Below are 12,244 nucleotides of genomic sequence, written 5' to 3'. Positions count from 1 at the left end.
ATACGGTTCATGAGCTTGGCTAGTGGTAGCAGTGGGAATTGCTACTATCTAGGCGATGACGAGGGGGGATTATTGATTGATGCAGGTATCCCCATTCGTACAATCACCAAGGTACTACGTGCAGAGGGCATTGCACTCGATGACGGACATATACGAGGGACTATCGTGACACATGACCACGCAGATCATATACGTACGGTCGGAGTGATTGGTGGTGTCTATCACCTCCCCGTATATGCCACGACACTGGTGCATAATAGCATTACTCAGAGCCGCTTTGTGCAAGACCCGATTGGAGCCTCTCGTAGAGATATTTCGCTTCGTACCCCATTTGAGGTTGCAGGCTTCACCATTGAGGCCTTCCCTGTGCCCCACGACAGCGTGGAGAATGTCGGGTACCATATCACTAAGGGAGACTTCAGCTTCACCCTAGCCACCGACATAGGGCATCCTACAGCCATAATAGAGGACTATATCGCTCGTGCTAGTCATGTGGTGCTCGAGGCTAACTATGATCGGGAGATGCTCCGTGGTGGGAACTATCCAGAGTTCCTAAAGGAGCGTGTCGCCAGCCCACAAGGACATCTCTCAAATGAAGAGGCTGCCGAGCTATTGGCTCGTACCTATCATCCTCGGATGAAGAATGTGTGGCTCTGTCACCTGAGTAAGGACAACAATCATCCAGACTTGTGCTGGAAAAGCGTTGAGCAACGACTATTCTCCGAGGGTATCCGTGTCGGTAAGGACCTTTCGCTTACAGCCCTGAGACGTACTACCGCCTCACCGATGTATCTATTGGAGCCTTGACATTACCCTCTTTCCTAAAACAGTACACTTATGGATACAGAGAAGTCTAAACTTTATACTAAGGGTGGCGATAAGGGTCGCACATCCCTTGTGGGAGGTCAGCGCGTACCGAAGTATGACCTTCGACTAGAGTGCTACGGTACCGTGGACGAACTGAATGCGTTTGTCGGCGTCCTGCTCTCTCATGACTTGGAGGTGCCAGATCAGCAGTTCCTACTCTGGCTTCAGCACAAGCTCTTCTCTGTCGGTGGTTATCTCGCTACAGACACAACCCAAGACGCGATCCATGAGGTCACAGCGGTTACGGAGCGAGCAGTAGCAAAGATCGAGCGAGAGATTGACCGTCTAGATGGGATGGTACCTCCTCTAAAGGCCTTCATCCTCCCTTCAGGTGGTGCAATCACCGCTGCTGCGCATGTCTGTCGCACGGTGTGTAGACGAGCAGAGCGGATTATCTATAGGCTGAATAGTGAAGTTGCCCTAGAGCCCAACGTCCTTCGTTTCATGAATCGTCTGAGCGATTATTTCTTCGCTCTGGCACGAAAGGAGGTACTTCGCATCCACGGGCAAGAAATAGTCTGGACGTACGACCACAACGACGACTAACGCTCCCCAACCTCAATGAGCAAGCTCACCCAGCAGCAGAAGACAGAGCAGACGCTTTCGCTCACGCCGGCACAGATCCAGGCAATCAAGATCCTCGAGCTCACAGGGCTTGAGCTTGCGAGTCGTATAGAGCATGAGCTGGAGGAGAACCCAGCACTGGAGGAGGACTATGAGCAACCTACTCTGGAGACGTCCTCTGAGGAGGGGGAGAATGATACCAACGACCAAGACTGGGAGCTGGGGGAGTATGCTAGCGAAGATGATATACCCGAATACAAGCTCCGTGAGCTACAGGAGCGTCAGTCGGTGCGGGAAGAAATCCCCTTTGCCTCTGGTGCTCCTTCGCTGGACGAGCAGCTGATGAGTCAGCTCTCTCTGGTCACTCCGCTTACGGATCGTCGCCGTGAGGTGGCACGCTACATCATCGGGAATATCAACGAAGATGGTTACCTCACTCGCTCTGTCGAGGAGCTACAAGATGACTTGCTCTTCAAGGCGGGGCTTGATGTCTCTGCTGATGAACTCACCGAGCTTATCCGCCTCATCAAAACCTTGGATCCCGCAGGCATTGCTGCCCATGATTTACAGGAAGCCCTCCTCTTACAGATTGAGCGTCTACCATCAGACGAGCTAAAGCCTTTGGTCGAGCGCATGGTGCGTGCGCATTATGACGACTTCGTAAACAAACGATTCGATAAGCTATGCGTGGCACTCTCGGTCTCTGAGGAACGCTTGGCGGAGCTCTATGATTATGTCGGTCGACTGAACCCTAAGCCAGGCAATGGCTTTGGGGACGATAGTGATGCACGCTTTGCACACTTCACTCCGGACTTCATTGTCACTGAGCGCTCGGGAGAGCTCTTGATCTCGCTCGCCGAGGAGCGTGACCTGCCAGCCCTACGTCTGAGCCCCACGTACCTATTGATGCTGGAGGAGAATAAGGCCAAGGCTAAGGAAAATCGACAGAGCCGTGAGGCGATGACGTTCCTCAAGCATAAGGTTGAGCAGGCTCGCTGGTTCATAGATGCCTTGGCGCAACGTCAGCATACCCTTCGTGCTACGATGACGGCGATCGTGGCTCATCAGCGTGCGTTCTTCCTCTCGGGTGAGGTCACGGATCTTCGCCCGATGATTCTTCGGGATATTGCAGAGGCTACGGGGCTAGATATTAGCACGATTTCCCGTGTGAGTAATAGCAAGTCTGTGCAGACGGACTTTGGTGTGTATATGCTCAAGTTCTTCTTTGGTGAGGGTATGCTCAATGATGAGGGTGAAAGCATCTCAACCCGAGAGATTAAGAAGGCCTTATCCGAACTCATCGAAGGTGAAGATAAACGAGCTCCCTATTCAGACGAACGCCTGACAGAGCTTCTTGCTGAGCGTGGTTACCCCATTGCTCGCCGTACGGTTGCCAAATATCGAGAGCAACTTCGCCTACCTGTAGCTCGATTGCGTAAGGCTCTTCGCCCAGCTAAGTAGCCCTAATACCTACAAACTTTCCCAATCAGTCTTCTTTCACCCTCTACAATACGCGTATTTCGTGCCTTGGTGAGGCGTGTGTGACGAGTTACCATAACTCATTAAAAATAGTTGTGGTAACTCGTTTTAGTGAGTTATGGTAAGTCTCTGAAACGAGTTATGGTAACTCGTGATGGCGACTTATGGCAACTCGTTGAGGGTAATTTTTGTGACTCTGTAATTCTTTGACTTATAGGAGATTATATAGGGATGAAAAAGATCGCCCCCACCTTTCCTAAAATGGAAGGTGGGGGCGATGTTGTAAAGGGCTGTTTACCCCTTGTAGAAGACTATCGGCGTAGCTCTATATCTACCCGACGAGCATTGTTTCGCTCTTCGGTGTGGTGATCTACGCCACCTGCGACACTGAAGAGCCTAGACTCTGCGATGCCACATTCGATGAGGTAGTTCAGGACGGCACGGCTACGGCGTAGTGAGAGGAGTGCATTACGCTCTGGATTACCTTCAGCAGAAGCATAACCTGTGAGGTAAAGCTTCATCTCTGGATCTTGCTCCATAGCTCGGTAGACTTCATTGAGCGTAAGGCGAGCCTTGGGTGAGAGCTTGCTCGTCCCAACAGCAAAGAAAACCTGACGCTTGAAGTGGGCTGGCTCGGGCGTAACCTCTCGTACCTCGACAACAGTGTCCACCCGTACAATAGGTTGCGCTGGTGTCAGAGGCTGTAGGGGCATCGTCTGGGGGAGCTGTCCCACAGGCTGCTGTAGAGAGATCTGGGGTGCCGTCGTGGGCTGTGCCTTCGCCTCTTGGTTTGCCTCTGCATTGAGCTTCTCCTGCTCTGTGCGAATTGCTACGAGCTCTTGCTGTAGGGCTAGAAGGAGGGAGTCTGTTGCTCGATTATGTACGACCTGAGTCTCATGCTTGGGGGCAACCGTCTCACGTATCACCGTCTTTGTCCCTGAGTTGCGAGCAGGGAGCACCGTAGCGATACGAGGCTCGTTCGAGCGTTGCTGTAGTAGGAGCAGGAGCATTTGCTCCAGACGATCCAGTCGGGTGTCTTGGCTCTCCCTTACCTGGGGCTGCTGTAAGTAGCCCTGAGGATAGACGGGGTAGGGCTGTGGCTGACTATAGATATGACGCTCTGGCAGGCTATAGATCTGCTGTGGCAGACTATGAGTCGGCTGTAACGAAGGATTATAGACATGGGGCTGTGGAGCCTGCTGTAGCTGTAGAGGCTGAGCCTGAGGAGGGACTGCGCCTAAGCCAAGGGCATTCAGCAGCATCTGAAACTTCAGGATGCGAAGATGCTCTGCTGTCAGTTCGCTCTGCTTCCTTGGGGCAGCTTTAGCACGATAAGCCTCAGCGATGGCACGTAGCCCTGCCACGAGTTCGTCCTCCGTCAGCGTAATCAGCGTGTCGGGCTTTGCTAGTTGATTGCTCTCACGAGCGAGGGTAGTGCCAGAGGCACTACCTACGCTGAGTGTGGAGCAAAGTCCTAAGCAAAGCAGGAGGGACTTCATATTCATCTTGGCTAGAGACTAAGGATGAACTAGAAGTTAAAGCGATAGCCAACGGCAATCTGGTTGTTGCGGAACGCCCCACGGATCGTATAATCAACGAAGAGGTGACCGCCCAGTACCTTGTTAAGCATCGTCCCTAGGACATAGTTAGGCACGAAGCGACCAAGATCGCCGACCTTGTTATAGCCAAGACCAATACCGAGGTAGGGGTTGATAGCTCCCTCCAATAGGGTGGGGAGGTTGTAGTGGACATTGGCATTGATGCCGAAGTTCGTACCGCTACCTAGACCGAAGTACACGTCAGGGACGATGTCAAACTGCGTGTTTGCGATTTGGATGTAGCCACGTAGACCTAGGTTCAGAGCAAACTGATCACCGAAGTTTGGTGCTACAAAGACAGCCGCACGATTCAACTCGAGGTGAGAAGACTTGCGTACAGGTACTTCCTTAGCATATACCGTTCCTTCGTCGTTGCGGTCTGCTACGATGATGGTCTGACGATCGCGGTTGCTGTTCGTCACGAGGGCTTGTGCAACTTGGTTAGCAGCTGCATTGGAGGCGCTAGTAGCCTTTGCTTGGCCTGTGCTGATAGCATCTAGTCGGTCGATGACTTGATCTAGTCGCTTGATGAGCGCAATGTTAGCATCTACCTTCGTTGCATCCTCTGGTGCTGCGGTCTGGGTGGATACTTGAGCAGGCTGCTGAGGTTGTGCAACCTGTTGGATGGGCTGTGCCTGAAGGGGCTGGATAGGATAGCCACCGAATCTTTGCTGACCCTGATAGAGAGCGTTCAAGAGAAGGATCTTATCTAGGTCTGAGAGGCTGCTGGAGGTAACGTCTGCTACACCGAGGGGAGAGGCGTTCTCCTTGTTGACATCAGCGATGACACGGCGTACGAGTTGCTCGAACTGGCTAGTGGTAAGTGTCACCGTCTTGGCACCAGAGGTCGTCGCAGGGGCTTGGATAGGGGTAGCAACGGCTACTTGCTTAGGAGCCTCGACTGCGAGCTGAGTGGTCTGGTGGTCTACCGTACTGATGCGGGTATTCACATCCTCCTTCTCTCTGAGGACACGAGTAATGGTGATGGTATCCCGACGAGAGACAGCATCGGCAAGCTCCTGATTGAGCTTCTTGATGCGAGCGTCATAAGAGGCACGAAGCTCGTTTAGCTCACGTAGGTTAGCTTCGTTGGCTATAGCTACGGCAGTGGCAGCATTGTTGGAACTGTAGTTTTCGTATAGCTCTCGTCCGTTGTGGGCACTGTGACCAATGTTGAAGCGGAGCCCTGCCTGATAGAAGGTGCTTACCTTCACTTGCTCTGGGTTGGTGACATTGGTAATGTCGGGGTTCCCACGCTGGGTCAGCATAGCATTCACGTTACCGTGTAGAGCTACATAACGGTGGAGTGGGATCTCGAGGCCTGCACCTCCGAAGAGGAAGAGACCGCTCTTTGGATCGACACCATTCCCTGAACCTACGTAGCGCTTACTAGCATCGAGGTACCCAGCCCCTAGGTTGAGGTAAGGGGTGAGGCCAAGAGGCATGTTGAGGCGAGCGATGAAGTTCCCCCCATACATGGATAGCTCACGATTGGTATCGAAGCTAAGTTTGTTGGGCTTCTCTGTTGCGATGTAGTAGAAGCCGCGGATACCAAAGACTGAGGAGAGATCCACCCCAGCTGATCCTCCGTAGAACCACTGGTCACTGAAGCCTGTGCTATTAGCAAAGTCCACATAGGCTACGCCTGGCTCGATGGCGAACTTTAGACCACGGAAGCCCCCAGTGTACATATTCTTGTAGGCACGGGATACGGCATCTGCGGGGCGAGAGGCCGAGCCTCCGAAGTAAAGATCCAGAGAGGCTTGCCCTGTCCAGTTATGAAGGAGCTTGTTGCCATCTGTTGCAGAGGCGAGGAAGCGGTTATTAGGATTGACGTTAAACATCAAGTCTCGTCCTTCAAGTGAGAGTGCAACACGCTGTCCGAGGTTGAACTTCACACCTAGACCACCAGCCCCATAGATCTGCTCCTCCTTGTAGTCACTGGGAAGCCCTGGTTGTGGTGTACCTGTGTAGGTGAACTTCATAATACCCCCGCCTGCGGTGAGGTAAGGGGTAACGATAGCGTTTGACCAAAGGTTGAGCTTCAGCTCACCACCATAGCGTTCGATCTCAGCGTTAGCATCCTCGAGCTTATCGAGCCACTTGGCTAGCCAGTCAGGGCCAGCAGTGCCTTTACCCTTGAGGTCAAAGCTACGCTCATAGAGCCCTCGTACTTCGAAGAGTGGACCGAAGCCAAAGCCTGCACGTACACCCCAGAAGGGGGCATCGCCGAGCTTGAGCTTGCTGTCCCAATGTGTGTACCCTACAACTGGAGAGGCTGTGAAGCTAACATCTTGCACCTGTGCATGTGCGATGTTGCCTAGACCCACCACAAGGGCTGTACCTAAGATGAGAGATAATTTCTTCATAATCATTGAGTTAATTGTAGTCTATTTACCATGGCTCCTCTAGGGAGAAATCAGTGTCTCTAGCGAGCTATACGATATTTTGTTTGTACCTAATTCTCCTTGTATAAAAAACAGGGAATGGGTTTTGTTCGCTTCCTTGGATTGCCTTTGAGTATATCCGAGGAGCTTCTCACAGATTTCCCTGCTTAGTGTATGTGAAGGGGAGTGGGCAATCTTTATATTCACAAAGATACAAAATCTATTGCATATAATTACCTAAGCATCATGCCATTGATGTGTAGCCTATGGTGGTCAGAGAGGCGTGACCGTAGTTGGGCTGTTGATAACCCCTCTGATGGGGTGCTGGAGAACCCATGCAAGGGTTTCGTGCTGACCCTAGCATGAGTTGGGTTTCCAACCCTTGCAAGGGTAACTGAATGACCCATGCAAGGGCTAGATACGTCACCTGTTTAGGCCTTCATAAGAGGAGGTAAAAAGGTTTGAGCATGGAGGAGCCTGCATACCTTGGGGAGATGTGTAAAGGGATGGTAAGAGTGTGTCCATCAGGTTTTAGTACATTTGTCTATGGTTTGTTTCACCCTTTAATGCTTAGCTGTGAAGATGAAAAAGTATATCCTCTTGTTTATCGTAGCCCTTGCCCTTGGGCAGACGACTAAGATGTATGCGCAGAAGAACAGCCCCATCCCCTTCCTGCAACGCTTCTATACGCAGTATATCCGTTCCATAGACCGGATGTTTGAGCAAGATCAGAGGGATTCGCTTGTCGCCACTGCTCTAACCCAGGAGGCACACGAGAAGGTCTACCGCCTCGTCGCTGCAACGGATGCCGATCCACTCCTTAGGATGCAGGATGCACGCGCAGGCTTGGAGAAGACCTTCCGTGCTAGACAGCTCAAGGATGGCTGGTACGAAGTCTCTCTGGGCGAACCCGCAGAGCAGGTGCGCATCCCCCTACATGTGACGACTGTCGGAGGGCGGTATCTGATTGACTTCATCACCCCAGCTTGGCATGGTGATGCGTATGGGGAGCATCTGAGAGAGAACCCACTTGCCCAAGCCACGAGTGTTGATAATAGCTCGGAGCAGGCATTCATCCTCTCCTTCTATCGGCTCTATCTATCGGCTTACCTCTCGATGAGCAAAGACCTTGGGGCAATCCTCTCGGGGCTTCGGGAGAGGTATTGTACGCTCACCACCATTGGCCTGCACCACGAGCGTAGTGAGTCTGGGGACATGGACGATGGTTACTACGATGTACTCATTGACAACGTGGACTTTGATCCTACGTGGGTCTCTTCCTTAAAGATTCAGCCTGCCACACAGGGTGGTCGCTACCTGATCTCCTACATGCAGACGACGGGGGGGCAACCGATCGCACACTCAATCCTCGTCAGTGCCGTAAAGAACGACTTCGTGGGGGGCTACCGCCTCGAGGTGCATAAGCAGGATGGGGCAGCTCCCGTACCAACGCCTAAGCCACGCATCACCGAGGAGGATGCTCGTCGTATGCAACATCAGTACGGCGACCATTAGCGACGCCCAGCCTAATCTGTAATCACCCCCTCCCCGAGACGCTATACCCTCACTCGTGTATAGCCTCCTCTCGTCCTCGTGGTTCGGTAATACCCTTTTCTTTTTTGAGGCAGAAGGGTCTCTCCCTTTCAGCTAACCACTCCTCCATAATGGGGAGTGGTGCTTTTTGTCACACCCTTGTTATCCCTTGTTTCGCCTCTCCTGCATGATTACTCCCGATTATCCGCCATGGCGTGTGAAGGGATGTTGTCTGGGGCGTTTGCTCTACGGCGTGGAGGGGGAAGGAGTGGATGGATAGGGCTTTGGCGGATGTTCCTCTAGTGGAGCCGAGGGGTGAGAGTAACTCATCAGAGGGGAGATCCATCGAGGTATTTCGGCGCAGAGGCTGGGAGCAGAGGCGGTATTTGAGTATTCGTTAGAGTGTTTGTATCTTTGTGCTTCAAATATTTGAAATAAAACACCATTATATAATTATAGGTAAGTACATACAATGGCAGTATTAGAGAAGATCCGTAGCCACTCGGTCATGCTCGTTGTCATCATTGGTATTGCTCTCGCGGGCTTTGTTATTGGTGACCTCTTTACTAGCGGGCGTACCTTCTGGAGCAAAAGCGAGCAGGTAGCCTTGTCAATCGATGGTAAGGACATTTCCATCCAAGACTACAGTGCACGTCTGGAGCAACTACAGAACCAAGCCGAGGCTCAGGGACAAAAGCTCGGAGACGAACAGCGTATGCAGCTCAACAACCAACTGGCTCAGCAGTATATCTCGGAGTATGCCCTCCAGAAGATCGCTAGCCATATAGGTCTTAGCGTGACAGATGATGAGCTCTATGCCCTGCTTGTAGGTAAGGGAATCGCTCCTTCGCCCCTAGCATCACAGTTCTTTGGGACAACGGATGAGAAGCAAGTCAATGAGTTCATCCGTCAGCTATCTGACAAGCAGATCCAGGCTGCCCCAGCAGAGCAACGCCAGCAGTTGCGTGCTATGCAGACGCAGTTCACTCTATTGCAGGAGCAGATACGCACCCAGCGTCTCCAGCAGAAGCTCGGTACCCTCCTCTCTCGCACCTATAAGATTAATGACATCGACCGTGAGCTAGCCCTCGGGGCAGATGCTCGCACAGTTGCCCTCGTACGTACATCATCGGCGATGATCGCAGACTCCACAGCACGTCCTACGGATGCTGAGGTGAAGAGCTACTACGATACGCACAAGGACTTCTACCGCATGCAATATCCTCTGACTCAGGTGAGCTATATCAGCCTACAGGTCGTCCCTTCACAGGCTGACTACAAGGCTGCCGAAGCAGAGAAGGACAAGGCTCTCTCTGAGCTACGTGGTGCTACAGTCTCTACGATAGAGAACGCTATGCGTAGCTTCTCTACCTCCAACAAGTACTTCAGCAAGGCCTACCTTACAGGTGCCGAACTTGATGAGCTAGGGCTGGGCGCAGACCAAGTAGCCTTCATCAAGAGCGCAGAGGTTGGGGCGGTGAATGATCCACAGCTCGTAAGTGATCGCTATGACATCGCTAAGCTCCTTGGCAAGACGTCTTCTACAGCATCGCTCTCTGTGCGTATGATTGTGCTGAACGATAGCGTTAAGGGGCAAGCAGACAGCCTTCTCTCCCTCCTGCAGGGAGGAGCAAGCTTCGCCGAGCTAGCACAGAAGAACAGTATCGACCCACAGACCGCAGGGAAGGGTGGACTTGTCACCATACCTAATCGCTACGGCATGGAGGATAGCACCTTCTCGGAGTTCATGCTCCAGCAGCTGAGTGCTAACTCAGGTCTGAAGCTCGATACCCTCTACCAAGTCCCCGTAGGTACAGTGGTTCGCCTTGGACAGGCTCCTATCACAATCCTAGCGAAGGCAGAGAACCCTCAGCCCGCAGTAGAGAAGTATCAGGTTGCCTTCCTTACAATCCCTGCTACTTTCTCCCCTGATACATACAATGGGAAGTATAGCGCACTGAACAAGATCTTGGGTGAAGGCGGAGGCTTCGAGGCTATGGCGAAGAAGGCTGAGAAGGAAGGCTTCAATGTCTCACGTGATGTTGTAATCACTACCCAGAGCCCTATGCTCGGTCAGATCCCTAGCTCACGACAGATCGTTAGTTGGGCGCTTAATGCTAAGGATGGAGAGGTCAGCCCCAAGCTCTATACCTGTGGTACAGACTATCTCGTCATCCCCGCAGTAGGGACACATACCCCAGCTGGCTATGCTCCTCTCTCGGCAGTCAAGGAGGAGATCGTTGCCTACCTCTCTGGGCAGAAGAAGGCTGAGCACCTAGTCAAGAGCCTCGAGGCTAAGAAGCTCACGAGCCTTGATGCCTACGCAGCAGATCTGCAGACTAAGGTGGATACGCTCGTTGATGTGAGCTATGTCGTGCGTGGTAGTGAGCCTGCGACCTTCAATGGTATCGCTATGACGACTCCTATCGGACAGCTCTCAAAGCCTTTCGCAGCAAGCAACACAGAGGTGATGGTACTGCAACCAATCGCTAAGACCCCACAAGATAAGGCTGTGGCGGCATCTCAGATCAAGCAACAGGAGGCAGGTCTCGCACGCCAGTACAGCTATCGTGCGTTTGCTGACTTCATCCAACGCATGAAGGTCGAGGATAACAGAGCTCGCTTCTATTAGAGACCAATCTTAGTGGAGTAGCTGAAGACAACCCTTTTGAGCCTCCACGAGTTATATAAAAGGCTGTCCGATGGGTGCAACACCTGCGGACAGCCTTTCCTACAAACGATTTATCACCCTCTTTAATGACCCCTCCAGCAGAGAAGCGTATCCTCCTAGGGCTTACCCTCGATGAATTGACTCACGAAGTTATGGCACTTGGTATGCCACGCTTCACTGGGAAGCAAATCGCCCAGTGGCTATATGACAAGCGAGTGACTTCGATAGATGAGATGACGAATATCTCAAAGTCTAATCGAGAGCTACTCATGGCTCACTACGAAGTGGGGCGGTCACTACCTGTCAAGAGTGAGCTATCCAAGGATGGGACACGCAAGTACCTCTTCCGAGTACGCTCTGGGGGACTTGTGGAGGCAGTCTATATACCCGAGAAGGACAGAGCTACCCTCTGTATTTCTTCGCAAGTAGGGTGTAAGATGGATTGTCTCTTCTGTATGACGGGTAAGCAGGGCTTCAAGGGAAACCTCTCCTCGGGTGAGATCTTAAATCAGGTACTCTCCGTAGAGGAATCAGCTTCGCTTACAAACATCGTCTACATGGGTATGGGTGAGCCTCTGGATAATGCAGCTCATGTCCTGAGTAGCATCTCTGTGATGACGGCACCATGGGGCTTGGGATGGTCTCCCAAGCGTATCACACTCTCTACAGTAGGTGTCCGCAAGGGGCTGGAGCGTTTCCTCTCGGAGACGACGTGCCACCTCGCTGTAAGTCTACATAATCCCTTCCATGAGGGCCGCCTTGCTCTCATGCCAGCCGAGGGTGGAATGCCCCTAGAGGAGACGCTGAGGATGATCCGTGAAGCAGATTTTACAGGCCAGAGAAGGGTTTCCTTTGAGTACATTGTCTTCGATGGCGTTAATGATAGTAGAGAGCATGCAGAGGAGCTTGCACGTCTGTTGCGAGGCATTCCGTGCCGTATTAACCTAATTCCTTTTCACCAAATCCCAGATGTCCCCCTACGTCCACTTTCTGCCCAAGGGATGGAGCTCTTTAAGTCCTACTTAGAGTCTCGAGGCTACGTGACCACAATCCGTACCTCTCGAGGTGAAGACATCTCGGCTGCATGTGGTATGCTCTCGACCAAGGAGCAGATGGCAGGAGCCTCTACCTCCCTTTCACGCTAA

At 52.3% G+C, this 12,244-nt stretch carries 8 protein-coding genes; 6 read left to right on the top strand and 2 right to left on the bottom strand.

The annotated features are described in order from the left end of the window. Positions 1-9: 9 nt before the first annotated feature. The 3 genes from HMPREF0636_RS00665 to rpoN are packed head-to-tail and all read left to right on the top strand — an operon-like array spanning position 10 to position 2,892. A complete protein-coding gene (locus HMPREF0636_RS00665; protein WP_044167744.1) occupies positions 10-807 on the top strand; it encodes an MBL fold metallo-hydrolase in 798 nt (265 codons plus the stop codon). Between the two features lie 30 nt (positions 808-837). After that, positions 838-1,413: a cob(I)yrinic acid a,c-diamide adenosyltransferase gene (locus HMPREF0636_RS00660; protein ID WP_044167742.1), complete on the top strand. Its 576-nt coding sequence runs from the start codon at positions 838-840 to the stop codon at positions 1,411-1,413. Positions 1,414-1,428: 15 nt separating this feature from the next. Continuing rightward, positions 1,429-2,892, top strand: coding sequence for an RNA polymerase factor sigma-54 (gene rpoN / locus HMPREF0636_RS00655; protein WP_044167740.1), 1,464 nt, complete (start codon positions 1,429-1,431; stop codon positions 2,890-2,892). A 329-nt stretch (positions 2,893-3,221) separates the two neighbouring features. Here rpoN and HMPREF0636_RS08145 read toward each other — a convergent pair whose 3' ends face one another. Next, positions 3,222-4,409: an OmpA family protein gene (locus HMPREF0636_RS08145; protein ID WP_162147882.1), complete on the bottom strand. Its 1,188-nt coding sequence runs from the start codon at positions 4,407-4,409 to the stop codon at positions 3,222-3,224. A 29-nt stretch (positions 4,410-4,438) separates the two neighbouring features. Further along, positions 4,439-6,877: a putative outer membrane beta-barrel protein gene (locus tag HMPREF0636_RS00645; protein WP_248616843.1), complete on the bottom strand. Its 2,439-nt coding sequence runs from the start codon at positions 6,875-6,877 to the stop codon at positions 4,439-4,441. Positions 6,878-7,477: 600 nt separating this feature from the next. Between HMPREF0636_RS00645 and HMPREF0636_RS08140 the strand changes: the two genes are divergently transcribed. The 3 genes from HMPREF0636_RS08140 to rlmN all read left to right on the top strand — a co-directional run bounded on the left by HMPREF0636_RS08140 (position 7,478) and on the right by rlmN (position 12,244). Then, a complete protein-coding gene (locus HMPREF0636_RS08140; protein ID WP_052328669.1) occupies positions 7,478-8,410 on the top strand; it encodes a hypothetical protein in 933 nt (310 codons plus the stop codon). A 490-nt stretch (positions 8,411-8,900) separates the two neighbouring features. Beyond that, entirely contained in the window at positions 8,901-11,060 is a 2,160-nt protein-coding gene (locus HMPREF0636_RS00635) for a peptidylprolyl isomerase (protein ID WP_044167736.1), read from the top strand. Between the two features lie 125 nt (positions 11,061-11,185). After that, entirely contained in the window at positions 11,186-12,244 is a 1,059-nt protein-coding gene (rlmN, locus tag HMPREF0636_RS00630) for a dual-specificity RNA methyltransferase RlmN (RefSeq protein WP_044167733.1), read from the top strand.

Origin of the sequence: Porphyromonas catoniae ATCC 51270, assembly GCF_000565015.1 — a bacterium.
GTDB lineage: Bacteria > Bacteroidota > Bacteroidia > Bacteroidales > Porphyromonadaceae > Porphyromonas > Porphyromonas catoniae.
The sequence above is the reverse complement of the archived record's forward strand: the minus strand, read 5'-3'. Positions and strand labels throughout refer to the sequence as shown.